15 protein-coding genes and 1 pseudogene are annotated in these 15,013 nt (G+C 64.3%); 2 read left to right on the top strand and 14 right to left on the bottom strand.

The genetic code is table 11. The features are described 5' to 3' along the window. Positions 1 to 37 precede the first annotated feature (37 nt). From ACR0NY_RS08950 to ACR0NY_RS08900, 11 genes and pseudogenes are all read right to left on the bottom strand, one after another. Complete coding sequence (locus ACR0NY_RS08950; RefSeq protein ID WP_170368046.1) at positions 38 to 2,032, bottom strand: CocE/NonD family hydrolase; 1,995 nt, start codon at positions 2,030 to 2,032, stop codon at positions 38 to 40. Between the two features lie 51 nt (positions 2,033 to 2,083). Continuing rightward, entirely contained in the window at positions 2,084 to 3,187 is a 1,104-nt protein-coding gene (locus ACR0NY_RS08945) for a DUF4147 domain-containing protein (protein WP_170368049.1), read from the bottom strand. Continuing rightward, positions 3,187 to 3,624, bottom strand: a complete 438-nt coding sequence (gene dtd, locus ACR0NY_RS08940; protein WP_170340112.1) for a D-aminoacyl-tRNA deacylase — start codon at positions 3,622 to 3,624, stop codon at positions 3,187 to 3,189. Before dtd ends, ACR0NY_RS08945 begins: the two co-directional genes overlap by 1 nt. A 24-nt stretch (positions 3,625 to 3,648) precedes the next feature. Beyond that, on the bottom strand, positions 3,649 to 4,329 hold the full coding sequence (locus ACR0NY_RS08935; protein ID WP_170340114.1) for a nitroreductase: 681 nt from the start codon (positions 4,327 to 4,329) through the stop codon (positions 3,649 to 3,651). 99 nt (positions 4,330 to 4,428) lie between these two features. After that, on the bottom strand, positions 4,429 to 5,544 hold the full coding sequence (locus ACR0NY_RS08930; protein ID WP_170340116.1) for a TFIIB-type zinc ribbon-containing protein: 1,116 nt from the start codon (positions 5,542 to 5,544) through the stop codon (positions 4,429 to 4,431). Positions 5,545 to 5,550: 6 nt separating this feature from the next. Further along, positions 5,551 to 5,868 (bottom strand): CPCC family cysteine-rich protein, encoded by a 318-nt coding sequence (locus ACR0NY_RS08925; RefSeq protein WP_170340118.1) that lies wholly within the window; start codon positions 5,866 to 5,868, stop codon positions 5,551 to 5,553. Positions 5,869 to 5,877: 9 nt separating this feature from the next. Further along, positions 5,878 to 7,026: an SPFH domain-containing protein gene (locus tag ACR0NY_RS08920; protein WP_170368051.1), complete on the bottom strand. Its 1,149-nt coding sequence runs from the start codon at positions 7,024 to 7,026 to the stop codon at positions 5,878 to 5,880. Positions 7,027 to 7,048: 22 nt separating this feature from the next. Beyond that, on the bottom strand, positions 7,049 to 8,002 hold the full coding sequence (locus ACR0NY_RS08915) for a DUF2927 domain-containing protein (protein WP_170368053.1): 954 nt from the start codon (positions 8,000 to 8,002) through the stop codon (positions 7,049 to 7,051). Positions 8,003 to 8,015: 13 nt separating this feature from the next. Then, positions 8,016 to 9,206: a toxic anion resistance protein gene (locus ACR0NY_RS08910; protein WP_170340124.1), complete on the bottom strand. Its 1,191-nt coding sequence runs from the start codon at positions 9,204 to 9,206 to the stop codon at positions 8,016 to 8,018. 30 nt (positions 9,207 to 9,236) lie between these two features. After that, a complete protein-coding gene (locus ACR0NY_RS08905) occupies positions 9,237 to 10,151 on the bottom strand; it encodes a 5-bromo-4-chloroindolyl phosphate hydrolysis family protein (RefSeq protein ID WP_170368055.1) in 915 nt (304 codons plus the stop codon). Between the two features lie 192 nt (positions 10,152 to 10,343). Then, positions 10,344 to 11,141 (bottom strand): annotated as a pseudogene (locus tag ACR0NY_RS08900) (pseudouridine synthase); the annotation flags it as partial. A gap of 61 nt (positions 11,142 to 11,202) precedes the next feature. On the opposite strand from ACR0NY_RS08900, the gene ACR0NY_RS08895 reads away from it, so the two are divergent. Beyond that, the gene (locus ACR0NY_RS08895; RefSeq protein WP_170340130.1) at positions 11,203 to 11,673 is read left to right on the top strand and encodes a nucleoside deaminase; all 471 of its coding nucleotides are present in this window, start codon (positions 11,203 to 11,205) and stop codon (positions 11,671 to 11,673) included. A gap of 7 nt (positions 11,674 to 11,680) precedes the next feature. On the opposite strand, the gene ACR0NY_RS08890 is transcribed toward ACR0NY_RS08895, so the two are convergent. After that, positions 11,681 to 12,859 carry a M24 family metallopeptidase gene (locus tag ACR0NY_RS08890; RefSeq protein ID WP_170368059.1) on the bottom strand — a complete coding sequence of 393 codons (1,179 nt, stop codon included), beginning with the start codon at positions 12,857 to 12,859 and terminating at the stop codon, positions 11,681 to 11,683. Beyond that, positions 12,856 to 13,548: a metal-dependent hydrolase gene (locus tag ACR0NY_RS08885; protein ID WP_170340134.1), complete on the bottom strand. Its 693-nt coding sequence runs from the start codon at positions 13,546 to 13,548 to the stop codon at positions 12,856 to 12,858. The genes ACR0NY_RS08890 and ACR0NY_RS08885 overlap by 4 nt, the downstream gene beginning before the upstream one ends. 57 nt (positions 13,549 to 13,605) lie before the next feature. Here ACR0NY_RS08885 and ACR0NY_RS08880 point away from each other — a divergent pair, with 57 nt between their 5' ends. After that, positions 13,606 to 14,292 (top strand): ceramidase domain-containing protein, encoded by a 687-nt coding sequence (locus tag ACR0NY_RS08880; RefSeq protein ID WP_170368061.1) that lies wholly within the window; start codon positions 13,606 to 13,608, stop codon positions 14,290 to 14,292. On the opposite strand, the gene ACR0NY_RS08875 is transcribed toward ACR0NY_RS08880, so the two are convergent. Beyond that, on the bottom strand, positions 14,252 to 15,010 hold the full coding sequence (locus tag ACR0NY_RS08875) for a class I SAM-dependent methyltransferase (RefSeq protein ID WP_170368063.1): 759 nt from the start codon (positions 15,008 to 15,010) through the stop codon (positions 14,252 to 14,254). The genes ACR0NY_RS08880 and ACR0NY_RS08875 overlap by 41 nt on opposite strands. Positions 15,011 to 15,013 lie beyond the last annotated feature (3 nt).

The following is a 15,013-nucleotide window of genomic DNA, read 5'->3' as shown; positions in this document are numbered from 1 at the left end:
GGCAAGGTCAAATCTCGGGGACTTGCCACCAGCAAAATCACATCTGATCACGAGGTATGGTGTCCTCCACGGTTTTGGAAAAAATCTTCACATCGTTTTCAAAGGCATCAAGCGTCGCGCGCAGATGAAAGCTGGATCGGTCCGACCACATCTCGCAATTGGCCTCGGTTCGCAGTTGGATGCCGTCGCGACGGGTCTCTTGTACCCATTCGCAGCGACCGCGCGCGCTCAGCGGATCGTCCGGATGGATCGACCACCGTTCAAAAGCGGTTCCGCCGCTGACCAGACCATGATCCGCGTCTTCGACCAAGCCGAAATCATCTTCGATGACCAGATCGATGACGCCGGTCGTCATGTCAGTTTCGACGCGCCGCGCATGGGTCGCCTCTCGCAATTGGGTCACTTGCCACGGAGAGTCCGCATCGGGTGGGGCAAATTGCCATTCATCCCGATCCGACCTGTCGCGCTGGGGGATCGTGAACGTGCCGCCTGTCAGGTGGAGCTCCGCTGTTTCCGGCGAAGGCCAGATCAGCGGCCAATAGGCGCTTGAGACGGCAACGCGCAGGCTGTGGTCCTTGGGAACCCGGTAGGCGACGTGGTCCAGCACAACTTCGATGTCGTAGACCTGTCCGGGTATCAACGTTTTGGGGGACGAATGCCCCTCCGTATGGGTCAGATTCAATACACCATAGGTGATCCGAGTCGCAGCTCCGTCGGGGTGGATTTGGTTCAGCCGAACGGCAATCTGGGCTTGTGGTTTGTCGACACTCAGCTTCAAGCGCAGGCGCGGGGCACCGACAATGTCCAGATCTGCGGTCAGAGGGGTCGTGTCGAAACAGGCGGACAGAGCGTCATCTGCCCGCTGGTCGCCCGGCATGTCCGGACCCAGCCAGATGGCGCAATATTCGCCGCCATCCATGCCGCAATGATGCGGCGAGCGGATTTTGGTATCCAAGGGGCCGTCCTTACCCAGCCCGGCTTCGGAAAGCGGAAGGGTGACCGTCGGCAGGTGGGACGTGGCGCTGGCATCCTCGGTGATCCAATGGCCCGGGCGTTCGGCATACCAGCGCGCCGGGCGCACGCCATCCATCAGATAGGCGCGATAGGCCGGGTCCTGTTCAACTCCGGTCTTTTTGCCCTTCAGCCAGCGGTCCCACCAGCGCAGCGCCTCTTGCAGGAAGCCGATGCGTGGTTCGGGCACGGCAAAATGCGGGTACTTGTGCACCCAGGGGCCGACGATGCCCTTGACCGGCGCAGTCAGGTTCTCGACCAGCCAGGGCACCGTGTTCTTGTAGGCATCACCCCAGCCGCCCACCGCCAGTGTCGCGGCTCGGATCGCGCCGGGGTCTTCGCAGACAGACCCATGTCGCCAATAGGCATCGCGGGTCTGATGCCGCAGCCAGACCGAGGGCAGAAACGGTTCGGCCGTCAACCGCTGCAGCCACATCTCGCGCCAGTCGTCACGCAGCGCCGGGTCGGGCGGGCGGGACGAATACGACCACATGGTGGCCCCCCAGCCCAGGTTCTCGTTCAACAGGCAGCCGCCCTTGTAGTGGATGTCATCGGCATAGCGGTCGGCGGTCGAACACAGGGTGATGATGGCCTTCAACGGCGCGGGGTGCAGCGCCGCCACTTGCAGCGCGTTGAAGCCGCCCCAGCTGATCCCCATCATCCCGACCGCACCGCTGCACCAGGGCTGTTGGGCCAGCCATTCGATCACTTCGACGGCGTCGTCCAGTTCCTGCTGGGTGTATTCATCCTCCATCAGTCCCTGGCTGTCGCCGTTGCCGCGCATGTCGACGCGGATGCAGGCGTATCCACGTTTGGCAAACCAGGGATGGGTCAGGGCATCGCGCGCCGTCGTGCCGTCGCGCTTGCGATAAGGCAGGTATTCCAGAATGGCGGGCACCGGGTGCTGCGGCGCATCGACAGGCCGCCAGATCCGCGCCGACAGGCGGCAGCCGTCCGACAGAATGATGCCCTGATCCGGAACCTCTTCGATCTCGGCCAGTGAGTTCTTCGCCTGAGTCATGTGCCCAGTCTCAGGCGGTTCGGCGGATGGTGTGCGAGGAAAAGCGTCAATTCATTCCTTCGTTGCGACAAGCAGATCCATGACATTGGTTCCCGTGGGGCCGGTCACCAGCAGAGCACCAACACGCTCAAGGAACGACCCCGCATCGGCATCGCGCAAGGCTTGGTCCGCCCCATCGGCCCATGTCGCGCCGGTCACGACACCGCCGGCCGCATCGGTCGGCCCGTCGGTGCCGTCGGTTCCGCCGACCACGACACACAGCCCCTCGCATCCCTGAATCTCGCGCGCCAGCGCCAGGGCCAGCGCCTGGTTGCGTCCGCCTCGGCCCGGGTTTTCGGGCAGGACAACGGTCGGCTCTCCGCCAAAGATCATCGCGCCCGGCGGCATCTGACGCAGCCGCGCGGCGATATCTGCGGCGACGGACAGATAGTCGTCGTGCAGGGCCTCTTCCTCGGCAAGAATTTCCTTTCCGGCGGCACGTGCTGCGTTGGCTGCGGCGCGGCGCGCATGGGCGTTCGAGGCAATGATCTCGACACTCGATTCGAATTGAGGGGCTTCGGGCAAGGCGCCGATGCCCGATCCGATGACGCCGATATCGTCCCCCGGCACGTCCGAGATGGCCAGGACCGTCGCGCGTGCTCCGCCGAAACCGGCCAGCAGACCGCCGCCCTTGATCCGCGACATCTCGCGCCGGCGGGCGTTCATGGCGGTGATGTCCAGCCCCTCGGACAGCAGCTGCGCGTTCAGCCGCGCCAGATCTTCGAGGGTGGCCCCCGGCACAAGATCCTCAGCCAGCGAGGACGCACCGCCCGAGACCAGCAGCAACAGATGTGTGCCGGGCTCCATGGCCTGAACCGCCGCGCGCAGAGCCTGACCGCCCTTCAGGCTGCGGGCATCGGGCACGGGGTGAGAGGCTTCGATGACCTGCAGATGCGACGGCAGCCCTACGGCATGGCCGTCTTTCGTGACCACAATGCCCGGTGTTTTGCCGAAATGGTCCTGCGCCGCGTTTATCATCGCTGCCGCGGCCTTGCCCACCGCCAGAATCTGATCGGGGCGCGGAACATCGGACAGCGCCGCCTTGACCGCGCCATAGCCGTCAACGGCGGCAACGCCCGCCTTCCAGATCGCGATCGCCTGATCCTGCATCGTCATCACATGTCCATCCAGATCGTGACCGGGCCGTCATTGATCAGGGACACCGCCATATCCGCACCGAAAGACCCGGTTTCGGTCGGAACGCCAAGCGCGGCCAGCGCGCGGGCAAAATGTTCGTACAGGCGTTCACCGGTTGCCGGATCGGCCGCCGCCGCAAATCCGGGCCGGTTCCCGCGCGACGTGTCAGCGGCCAGCGTGAACTGGCTGACCACTAGGGCTGAGCCGCCGATATCCAGCACCGACCGGTTCATCTTGCCCGCGTCATCCTTGAAGATCCGCAGCTTGGCAATCTTGGCCGCCAGTTGCTCGGCCCGGGTCTCGTCGTCGCCCTGCATGGCGCAGACCAGCACCAGCAGCCCCGGCCCGCACTGGCCTATGACTTGCTCCTCGACCGAGACCGATGCCTCGGACACTCTTTGTATCAATGCGCGCATGTCGATGTTTTTCTCAAAGTTCGCTTACTCGGTCGAAGCCCCGCGCCAGGTGACGAATTCGTCCAGCGTGGCGCGCTCGGTCCGGAATTGGTTGGCCGGATGATCGGCATCCGGATAGCCGAAGGAAATCGCGCACAGGATCAGCCGGTCATCGGGGATGTTGAAATAGCGGTGCAGGAACGGCCCATAGGCGGCCACCGCCGCCTGCGGGATCGTGGCGATGCCCAAGGCCTGTGCCGCCAAGGTGAAAGCCGTGACAAACCCGCCGCAATCCATCGCGCCATAGGGACCGAGTTCCGCCGGGCTGGACAGGATGGCGCAATGCGGGGCGCCGAACAGGTTGAAGTTTTCCATCATCTGCCGGGCCGACCCGGCGCGGTCACCCTTCTCAACGCCGACTGCCTCGTACAGGGCCCATCCGCAGGCGCGGCGCCGGTCCTGATAGATGCCGGAATAGCCGGTCGGAGAAGGCAGGTCGGGCTGCGCCTGGCCGGTCTCGGCTTCGGCCCGCAAGGCGCTGCGGAATGCATCGGTTTCTGCACCACCGGTCACGACCACCTGCCAGGGCTGCGCGTTGCACCAGCTGGGCACTCTGGCGGCGCTGGTCAGGATCTGTTCGATGTCACCCCGCGGCACCGGATCGGGCCGGAAGGCGCGGCAGGAATGGCGCGCAGTCAGAAGCGTGTTCAGATCGGCCAGGGTCACGTCGTCCTCTCCTCCGGGGCAGCCGGCGGCAGGATGGGTGAGAAGCCGGGGATGTTCAAGGGGTTCCGCGGCAGAGTTTTCGGCGACGGAACCCAGCGGTCATTGCTGTCCGGTCGCCACCAGATACCCGATGCCGGCCGCCGCCAGCAGGCCCAGCACCACCGCAATCGTGATCTTGATCGCCGACCAGGGCCGTTCGCCCTGCACCTGACCGGTGCGGCCGTTGACGACAAAGCGATAGGTCTGGCCGCGATACTTGTACGCGGCCATCCAGACCGGCAGCAGGATGTGCTTGAAGGTCACGTCGCGGATGTCGGTGTCGATCGAATGGATGCGCTGCCGATCACCGCCGATGTCAAAGCGGACGTCACGCTCGATCACGCGGGCCATGTGGCCGCGGGCCTCCTGATAGCCTTGCTGCAGATCGACCGTATAGGCCTCGGCCCGGAACCCGGCCAGGTATTCGGGCTGATAGGGCTCGAGCGCGGGCAGGTCCCAGGGTTGCAGCGCGTCGGTGTATGATTTGGGTAGCGATTGCGAGGCCAGCACCAGCACGTCGTCGAAAAACCGGGCCACCCGGCCGGATTTCGGTGTCCAGCGCACCTTGGGCACCTGCTGCTGCACCCGCTTGCCGTCACGCATCACCGTCCGGGTTTCGTAATACACCACGCCCCGTTCGCCGCGATAGGCCGATTTTGTGTCGGCGTCGAACGTCCAATAGGGCACATAGATGCCCTGCATCCTACGGCCCTTGCGGGCATAGTCCTTGAGTCCGTTCGGCGCGAACCACAGCCGCCCCAGCCAGTCACTCATGGCCTTGTGTGCGGCGCGTTCGTCCAGCGCAAAGGGCAGTACGCCGCGCGGCTTGATGTGCCGGTTCACGCCGGTATCGGTCACGACCGGGGTGGCGCAGAACGGGCATTCCGCGGCGTGGGTGTTGGGGTCGAACTCGACTTGGGCCGCGCAGTTGGGGCAGGTCAGAACCCGCGTCTCTTCGATCTCGCTGTCGGGCAGGCGGTCGGCGATGGCCGCGTCGAAGTCCAGTTCGCGCAGGCTGGCGCCGCCCCAGGGGCCAGCCCCGATCGGTTCGGAATGGCCGCAATGGTCACAGGTCAGCGCGCCGGATTGCGGGTCGAACCGATAGTCCGCGCCGCAATTGTCACATGGAAAACGGTGTTCCGCAGAACCGGGTGGCGGGGCAATGGGCTGGATCATAGGTGGTCACTTGTCGAGGGGAACGTGAAGATAGGCTGCGCGCTGCTCCTCGGGCAGGACATGCGGCAGCATCGCGGCCTCGCAGGCACCGATTGCCCTGAAATTCTCGCGCGCCTCGGCCAGTGTCAGGCCGTGGTTGGCGGCAGAGGGCTCGCGGGGGTTCTTGTCGTACAGAATGTCCTCGTCCTCCCAAAAGCAGATCGCGCAGATCAGATAGGCCCCGCGCTCGGCCAGGGTGACATACCCGCAGCACGGGCAGATGAATTGTGGCGGCTGCGGCGCTTTGCGCCCGCCTGTCTTCGAGCGTTTCCGCAATGCGGACATGCCGATGCCTCACGCCCCGGGCGGCGGAGGCGGCAGAATCGTGAACAGCTGCGCGAGTTCCTGCACCTCGCCCGCTTTCTTCCATCCGTCCTGACCGGGCGTCCACACGAAAGTGTCCCGCGTAATTTCTCCGTCGCTGGCCATGCGCCCCATCTTGGCCTTCGAGAACGGGCCGCTGGTCTGTCCGTCCACCGCGATATGCCAGACATGCTCGACCGGGGGTGGAGGCGGAGGGGCCAAATGCGCGGCCGCTTGCGGGGCAGCGGGCGCGGGCGCGCCCCACGGGCCTGACGGCCGACCCGTTGCCATGTTCGACATCTGGTTCGCCATCGCCATTCCCATGCCCATACCAAGGCCAGCACCCATGCCACCGCCTCCGTTCGGGTTGCTGGCGGCCGCCGTCATCGCCTCGGCCGCCGAATACTGGGTGAATTTGCCCAGATCCCCCGCCAGCCCCATCGAGGTACGCTTGTCCAGCGCCGCCTCGACCGCCGGCGGCAGCGAGATGTTCTCGATGTAGAATTCCGGTATCTCGAGGCCGTAGCCGTCCAGCACGGGCGAGACCTCGGCCGCGATCAGCTTGCCCAGATCGGCGGTGTTGGCGGCCATGTCCAGAACCGGAATGCCCGAGCCTGCGATGACCCGGCTGAATTCCTGCACGATGATGTTGCGGATCTGAAAGCTGATCTCGTCCATGGTGAATTCGCCATCGGTACCCACGATCTCGACCAGGAAACGGGCCGGGTCCTTGACCCGGATCGTGTAGGTGCCATAGGCGCGGATCCGGGTCGGGCCGAATTCCGGGTCGCGCAGCATGATCGGGTTCTTGGTGCCCCATTTCAGGTCGTTGAACCGGGTCGTGTTGACGAAATAGATCTCGGACTTGAACGGCGATTGGAATCCGTGATCCCAGTGCTGCAGCGTCGTCATGATCGGCATGTTGTTGGTCTCAAGCATGTAGAGGCCGGGCGTGAACACGTCGGCCAGCTGGCCCTCGTGTACGAACACCGCCGCCTGGCCCTCGCGCACGGTCAGCTTGGCGCCATACTTGATCTCGTGGCCTTCGCGCTCGAACCGCCAGACCATCGTGTCGCGGGTGTCGTCCACCCAATGAATGACATCAATGAATTCTCCGGTCAGAAAATCAAAAATTCCCATCTGGGTTCTCCTGTCAAAGGGGTCAGAGCGACTGCCCCATCAATTCACGGGCGATGATCCGCACCACCGGCGCGGCCTCCTGCGCGGTCATGCCGGGTTTCAGGCGCGGATCATACAACATCGTCAGCAGCTTTTCGTCATGGCTGGTCAGCAGGGCGAATTCGTCATCATCGTTGAAGATCGACGGTCGTGCCCGGGGGCTGTCATTGGGCAAGCCCAGCCCTTGGGCGATTTCCTCGTGGATGCAGCTCAGCCGCATCAAGTCAGGGTGCTCGGCCCGCACCAACGCAACCGCACCAGTGTAGGTGTTCGGTGCCCCGTTCGACGCCGAGGCAAAGACAAAGCAATAGAACGAGCGCGGTAAATCCTGAAACAGGTTCAACTGAGCCTGTCCGATACTGGGAAACAACTGGCGCAGTCGCGTTTGCACGAATTCCGTATCGTCATCGCCGGCGACGAAGACATGGAAGTTCGCGTTTCTGGTTGCGGTCGCGATCGGGTGGCCAGTCAAGGACGACATGCGTTCGGTATAGGCCCGGATCTGTGCCTTGTCGGCCGCGCGTTGGTCTAGTGGTACTGACGGCCCGAACTCTGCCTGTATTCGGACCGGGCCAGACCAGCGGCTTAGCCTTCCGCTGGTGCGTTGGCTGCTGCCGGATACGGCGGCGCCGGGATACTCGCTGTAGAACGCGATGGCTTCGAAATTCCGCGCCAAATCATCCGCATCAAACGGGGTGTCCGGCCCGCCACCGTCTGTACGCATCAGGCCACGGGTCAACAGGTCGCGCTCGACGCGCTGATAATAACGCGCCAGATCCCGGCTTGCCGCCGAAGGTTCGACATAAGCATTGGCCAACTGCGGCTGGGACGGGCGCGCCTGCGGGGCAATCGAGGACTCGAGCGCGTCATCGCAATTGGCCAAGATCAGCAAAGCAGCTGCTCCCAACCCGTGCCCTAGAAATCTTCGAAGCCGCACCTGCGATCTCTCCTTAGCCCGGAACGGCGGTTCCGGCCGTGTCGCCCAGCCCGTCTTTCCGGGCCTTGGCCGAAGCCAAGGTGTCCCGCAGCTCGGCTTCCATCTTCTTCAGCTCTTCTTCTGCGGCGGCCCGTTTCGCCTTGCCTTCGTCAGCGATGGCGAGGCTTTCATTGATCGTGCCGATCAGATCCTCGTTGGCCTTCTTGACGGCTTCGATGTCGAACACCCCGCGCTCCATTTCCTCGCGGATCATCTTGTTCGACTGGCGCAGGTTAGCGGCGTTCGAGGTCAGCAGCTCGTTCGTCAGATCGTTGGCGTCGCGCACGGCGGCAGCGGCCTCGGCGCTGCGCTGGATGGTGACCGCCTGTGCCAGCTGGGTTTCCCAAAGTGGCACGGTGTTGACCAAGGTCGAGTTGATCTTGGTCACCAGCGACTTGTCGTTTTCCTGAACCAGCCGGATCGAGGGCAGCGATTGCATCGTCACCTGCCGCGTCAGCTTCAGGTCATGCACCCGGCGTTCCAGATCGTCGCGGGCCGCCCGCAGGTCGCGCAGTTCCTGCGCCTTCATCACCTGCTGATCTTCCGGGGCGGCCTGCACCTCGGCCTCTTTCTCGGGGATGTCATGGCTGTCAAGTTCGGTCAGCTTCTCTTCACCGGCGGCGATGTACAACGCCAGTTCATCATAGAAATCCAGCGTCTTTTCATACAGCAGGTCCAGCGACTTGATGTCCTTCAGCAGCGTGTGCTCGTGCGACAGAAGGTTGTCGGTGATCCGGTCGATCTGATCCTGAACCTCTTCGTAGCGCGCAGTGAACTTGGCGAAAGGTGCGGCGCGGCCCAGCAGTTTCTCCCACCAGCTGCGCTCGCGGCGCACGTCCAGTTCAGACACGGAAAAGCCGCGGATCGTGGTGACGATGTCGCGCAGGCTGTCACCGGCGGGGCCGACGTCCTTGTTGCGCACGTCAGCCAGCATGGCCTGGCTGATTTCCTGCAGCTCGGCCTGCGCAGCCGATCCAAAAGCAACGATCGAGTTGGTGTCGCCCATGTCGATTTCAGACATGCGCTTGCGGATTTCGGCACCCACCGGTTCGTCGGCTTCTTCCAGTGGCACGATCTCGGAACTCGGCTCGGGCAATGAGACGGCTGCAACTTCCTGAACCAGCGTTTCGGCCTCGGCCGCCTTTTTCTTGATTTCGTCAGACATGAGAAGCTTCCCTGTTCTTGGTTTGGCCGGTCAGTCGAGCCGGACGCCTTCGCGCTGCAGCCTTTCGCGCAGCACGTCGATTTCGACCGTCAGATCACTGCGGTCATCCAATAGCATCTTTCGGGTGCGGGCCGAAAAATTCTGCTCGAGGTCGTCCAGCAGCGCCGAGTAATCTGACAGAGCCTGAGGGTCGCGGGTGCGCGCATAGACATCGGCAAACTTGATCGTCGCATCGCGGGCGCCCTGCAGATAGACGGTCAGGTATTTGCGGGCACCGGCCAGATCGCGCGGGTCTTCCTCGACCGTACGGAACAGGTCGCGGGCGGTAGTTTGGAACCGCTCGACCCGGGCTTCGATCCTGCGGTCGCCGGCCCGTTTGATGGCATCCGTCATTTGGTTCAGATGCGCTTCGGCATCTTCGACTACGCGGGCGACCCGGTCCTGTTGATAGGTGTCCACACCCTCCATGCCCTTGTTCTTCATCGGGTCGAGGCCGAAGGCGACGGAATGCAGCACTGTGGCCACGCCGCCGAACAAGACCGGCGCCAGCAGGCTGACCTGGCTGGCGGCCTCGGCATCCAGATAGTCATTGCGATAGGCGGCCAGACCCACCCCCAGCCCGGTCAAAACGGATGAGAAGATCTTGCGTGGAAAGGCTGGGCGGCGCGCGGTGCGGCGCGCGTTGTAAGCATCCTCGGCCTTCAGCCCTTCGCGCAGCAGAAAAGCTGCAGCGGTCAGAATGCCGGCGGCGACCAATCCAAGGGTCATCCCGATCGCGCCGTCGTTCAGCGACAGAAAGACCAGCGGGATCGCCGGAACGAACATGACATTGGCGCGTGCGCCGACCGGGTTTACCCGGGCCCCATCGTATTGCCCGCGTGGGGCGGGCGCGTCGGCGTCAGACTGGCCGTCGGGGCTGAACTTTCCGCCGTATCGCTTGGCCATGGCGTCAGAGCCCTCCAAGCCAACCGGTGCAGACGCCGAACAACAGCACCAGCAGGGCCGCGTAGGCCATTTTTTGCACTCCGGTCCCGGACATGACGTCCTCCAACTGCGGTTGTCCCCTTGAAAACCTAGGGGATCAAGGGGCTTGGCGCTAGGGGGAAGGTTCGATAACCCGCGTCAATTGCGTGATTTCTTGCCGACCGGCCTGCGGGATCTTTGAGGGCGGCTTGGGCGTTTCGCAACAGCCGGTGGGGTTTCGGGTTCCAGGCCCAGCTGGTCGCGCAGAACGCGGCGGCGGATTTCCTCGACCTCGCCGGGTTTGAGATCGCCCAGCTGGAACGGCCCGTAGGACACGCGCAACAGCCGGTTCACGGTAAAGCCGATGTCTTCGATCGCGCGGCGGATTTCCCGGTTCTTGCCCTCGCGCAGTCCGATCGTCAGCCATGCATTCGCACCTTGCTGGCGGTCCAGCGACACGGTCATGGGCTGGAACCTTTCGCCCTCGATCACAAGGCCCTGGCGCAGGGGGGCGAAATCCTCGTCCTTGGGGCGGCCGTTGATCCGCACCCGGTATTTGCGAAGCCAGCCGGTCGAGGGCAATTCAAGCTTGCGCTTGATGCCCCCGTCATTGGTCAGCAGCAGCAGGCCCTCGGAATTCAGGTCCAGCCGGCCGACGCTCATGACGCGGGGCATGTCCTCGGGCAGGTTGTCGAAGATCGTGGGGCGGCCTTTTTCGTCGCGGTTCGTGGTCACAAGGCCGGTTGGCTTGTGATACAGCCACAGACGCGCGGGTTCGGGCTCGGCCACGGGCTTGCCGTCGACGGTGATCTTGTCGCTGGGCGTGACGTTCAGCGCCGGGCTGTCGATGGTCTTGCCGTTCACGGTTACGCGGCCGGCTTCGATCATGCGTTCGGCCTCACGGCGCGAGGCGATGCCGGCGCGGGCCAGCACTTTGGCGATCCGGTCGCCAGGAGGAGGGGTGTTGCTCATGCCCTGCGCATAGCGCATCGGCGCGCCTTGCGAAAGGTGGGTTTCTGGGGCAGTCAGGGGCATGGTCTTCAGAACGCATATGGACAAGGCGCTGGAACAGGCGCGCGCGGCAGGTGATCGGGGCGAGGTTCCGGTGGGCGCGGTGATCGTGGCGCCCGATGGGCGGATCATCGCGGCAGACGGCAACCGTACGCGTGAGTTGCATGACCCGACCGCGCATGCCGAGATCCTGGCCCTGCGCGCCGCCTGCCGGGCCGTCGGGTCCGAGCGGCTGACGGGGCATGACCTGTATGTCACGCTGGAGCCCTGCGCCATGTGCGCCGCGGCGCTGGCGGCGGCGCGAATCCGGCGGGTCTACTACGGGGCCGCCGATCCGAAATCGGGCGGCGTGGCGCATGGGGCGCGGGTGTTCTCGCACCCTCAGGCCCATCACAGGCCGGAGGTCTATGACGGCATGGCGGCCGAGGACTGCGTCCGGTTGTTGCGCGATTTCTTTGCCGCGCAGCGCGGTGGCGGCGGATCCAAGGGCTGAGGCGCGCTCAGGCCGGTTTCACGACCAGTTCGCGGGGTATGTCCGCCAAGGGTTGCCCGCCCGTCGGCGTGACCACGAAGGTTTCGGTGATGGCCAGCCCCCAATCCGGCGTCCACAGGCCCGGCATCAGGTGAAAGGTCATGTTGTCCTGCAGAACGGTGCTGTCGCCGGGGCGCAGGCTCATGGTGCGCTCGCCCCAATCGGGCGGATAGCTCAGGCCCACCGGATAGCCCGTGCGATTGCCTTTGACATAGCCGGCCCGGGCAAAGCTGTCATAGACGCAGGCGGCGATTTCTTCGCAGGTGGCGCCGGGGCGGGCGGCGGCCAGCGTGTCCTCAATCGCGGTCAGGATCGCGGTTTCCGCGCGCCGGATATCGGTGGGTGGGTCACCCAGAAACAGGCTGCGGCTGGCCGGGCAGTGATAACGGCGGTGGCAGCCCGAGATCTCGAAATAGGTCGCCTCGCCCGGTGTCAGCGGACGGTCGTTCCAGGTGATGTGCGAGGCCGAGGCCTCGGCCCCCGAGGGCGCGATTGGCGCAATCGCGGGATAGTCGCCCGCAAGCCCCGGCAGCCCGGCGATGCCCGCCGCCTGAACCTCGGCCACGAGCACGTTTTTGTGAACCCCGGCGCGGAACCCGTCGCGCAGCACTGCGTGCATGTGTGCGGTCAACTGACCGGCCTTGCGCATCAAGGCGATCTCGGCCTCGCTTTTGACCGCGCGCTGCCAGTTCACCAACCCGGTCGCGTCGACCAGCGCATCGCGGCCGAACGCGGTCTCAAGGATCCGGTGGCTGGCGGCCGAGTAGTAATAATTGTCCAGCTCGACACCCAGATGGGTCGTCCAGCCGCGCGTGCGCAGCAGCGATGCCAGCGACTCGACCGGGTGATGGTCGGGGTGCTGCACATGTTCCTCGGGCCAGTCGAACAGGTCGGCGGGGTCCAGCCAGGTGGTCTGCGCCGCGCCGGGCTTGTCCTGCGTCCGGCCCCACCACAAGGGCGCGCCGTCGCGGGGGACGATCACCATCTGCGGGACGTAGAAGCTCCAGCCGTCATAGCCCGTCAGCCAGGCCATGTTCGACGGGTCCGCAACCAGCAGGGTCTCGACACCCCGCTGGGCCATCGCGGACCGGGTCTTGGCCAGCCGCGCCGCGTATTCTTCCGCCGAGAAGGCCAGCGCGGGTGTCAAAGCTCGATCTCCTGCAGGACCTCGGGTTCGATGACGGTCACGCCCGGCAGCCCATCCGCCAGGTCTTTGGCGGATTGTTCCAGGATCGGAAAAGTCCGGTAGTGGCAGGGGATCACCGTCTTGAAGTCAAAATACCGCCGGGCGGCATAGGCGGCGGCTTTCATGTCCATCGTGAAATAGCCGCCCGCCGACAAAACGCCGATATCGGGTTTGTAATAGTCGCCGATCCACTCCATGTCGGCCATGATCGTGGTGTCGCCCGAGACATAGACCGTGTGACCATCGGCCGACAGGATGAACCCCACCTCGGACCCACCGGTGCGAGGGCCATCGGGTGTGGCGAAGGTCGAGCTGTGCGAGGCCGGCACCATGTCGACCTTGACCCCGTTCAGGTCGACCCGGCCGCCCTTGTTAAAGCCGATGGTCTCGATCCCTTCGGCCTCGGCCCAATGCGCCATGACGTCGTATTGGCCCACGACGGGAATGTTCAGGCGTTTGGCCAACGGCAGAACGTCGGCGACGTGGTCGAAATGCGCGTGGGTCAACAGGATATGCGTGGCGCCTTGGGCGGCCGCGTCGTGCTGATCCTCGGGCAGCATCGGGTTGCCGCTCAGCCAGGGGTCGATCAGCAGGACCTGTCCCGCCGCGTGAATTCGAAAGCTGCCATGCCCCAACCAGATGATTTTCATGAAAGACCCTCCTGAAACCGGTTCAGGGCCAGCCTAGCATCGGCTATGTAAAAATCCATGGACTGGATGCGAGAAATCGACGGCTATTGCGAGCGCCTGTCGCCGGCCTATTGGGCCGAACCCGTAAACGCCGTGACCAACGCGGCCTTTCTGCTGGCGGCATGGGTGATGTGGCGGCGGGTGCGGGGGCAGGGTCTGCCCTTGGCCAACCTGCTGGTCGCCATTCTGGCGGTGATTGGCATTGGCAGCTATCTGTTTCATACCCATGCGCAGGTCTGGGCCGCGCTGGCGGATACGACGCCGATTCTGCTGTTCATCCTTGTCTATATCTTCGCTGTGAACCGGGACATCTGGCGGCTATCCACGCCGAAGGCGGTGGGGCTGACGGCCTTGTTCATTCCCTATGCGGCGTTAACCATTCCGCTGTTTCAACTGGTTCCCGGGCTGGGCGGGTCGTCCGCATATGCTCCGGTGCCGTTGTTGATCCTGATCTATGCGTATCTTTTTCGCGTGCGCAGGCCGCAATTGGCCCGGGGCCTGGCGGTCGGGGCTGCGATCCTGATCGCGTCGATCACCTTCCGTGCGCTCGATGCTCCGCTTTGCGCCCGCATCCCGATGGGAACGCATTTCATGTGGCACATCCTGAACGCCACCATGCTGGGCTGGATGATCGAGGTTTACCGCCGGGCCATGACGGATTCGGTCAGTCCGGCAGACGCCGTGCCACGTAGAACCCATAGCTGACATAGTCGGAATAGGTTTCATACAAAGCGATCTCGGCCTGTTCGGCATCGACAATGGCTTTGGCCTGCTCGGAATTGCCATGCCTGTGAAGGAAGGCAGGGAAGCTGCGTTGAAGGGGGAGGTAGTAGTTCTCCATCCAGCAGTCGGTGCCCAGCGGGAAATAGCCGACTGGTTCATAGCCAGCGGTCTCGATCTGGCGGATCTTCTCTCCGGCGGTTGCAACTTCGGGATAGGCCTCATCCCAGTGCCTTGTCAGCGGTTCGGGGCGTCGATCGGTCAGCCAGGTCAGCTCGGACACTGCCAGGACCCCGCCGGGTCTCAGGAACCGACGCCAGGCTTTCAAACCGTTCTCGAACCCCATGTTGTAGATCGCGCCTTCCGACCAGATCACGTCAAGGCTGGCATCGTCGAAGGGCAGGTCCTCCATCGACGCCTCAAGCGTCTGAACCCGGGCCGCCAGACCCGAGTCCTGTGCACGCCTGTTTAACTCGGCCAGAAACTCCGGCAGGAAATCCACTGCCGTAACCGATGCGCCGAGATGGCGCGCAAGGCAGAAGGCCGCCGCGCCGGTTCCGCAGCCAATATCAGCGATCTTCAGTCCGGGATCGGCTTGTACGCCCGCCAGCGTCAGCGCCAGTTGCGTTGCCGCGTCGCTGCCGGGGCCTTGCCGGTCGTTGGGCAGGTGCAGGTCGATCAACAGCTGCATGTCATCAGTCATGAC

This window comes from Ruegeria sp. BJ5 (genome assembly GCF_056537865.1).
This window is presented reverse-complemented; position numbering and strand designations above follow the sequence as displayed.

Coding starts and splice junctions, on each gene's coding strand:
- ACR0NY_RS08950 (WP_170368046.1), bottom strand. CDS start 2,032: ATGACTCAGGCGAAGAACTCACTGGCCGAGATCGAAGAGGTTCCGGAT.
- ACR0NY_RS08945 (WP_170368049.1), bottom strand. CDS start 3,187: ATGACGATGCAGGATCAGGCGATCGCGATCTGGAAGGCGGGCGTTGCC.
- dtd (WP_170340112.1), bottom strand. CDS start 3,624: ATGCGCGCATTGATACAAAGAGTGTCCGAGGCATCGGTCTCGGTCGAG.
- ACR0NY_RS08930 (WP_170340116.1), bottom strand. CDS start 5,544: ATGATCCAGCCCATTGCCCCGCCACCCGGTTCTGCGGAACACCGTTTT.
- ACR0NY_RS08925 (WP_170340118.1), bottom strand. CDS start 5,868: ATGTCCGCATTGCGGAAACGCTCGAAGACAGGCGGGCGCAAAGCGCCG.
- ACR0NY_RS08920 (WP_170368051.1), bottom strand. CDS start 7,026: ATGGGAATTTTTGATTTTCTGACCGGAGAATTCATTGATGTCATTCAT.
- ACR0NY_RS08910 (WP_170340124.1), bottom strand. CDS start 9,206: ATGTCTGACGAAATCAAGAAAAAGGCGGCCGAGGCCGAAACGCTGGTT.
- ACR0NY_RS08905 (WP_170368055.1), bottom strand. CDS start 10,151: ATGGCCAAGCGATACGGCGGAAAGTTCAGCCCCGACGGCCAGTCTGAC.
- ACR0NY_RS08895 (WP_170340130.1), top strand. CDS start 11,203: ATGGTCTTCAGAACGCATATGGACAAGGCGCTGGAACAGGCGCGCGCG.
- ACR0NY_RS08885 (WP_170340134.1), bottom strand. CDS start 13,548: ATGAAAATCATCTGGTTGGGGCATGGCAGCTTTCGAATTCACGCGGCG.
- ACR0NY_RS08880 (WP_170368061.1), top strand. CDS start 13,606: ATGGACTGGATGCGAGAAATCGACGGCTATTGCGAGCGCCTGTCGCCG.
- ACR0NY_RS08875 (WP_170368063.1), bottom strand. CDS start 15,010: ATGACTGATGACATGCAGCTGTTGATCGACCTGCACCTGCCCAACGAC.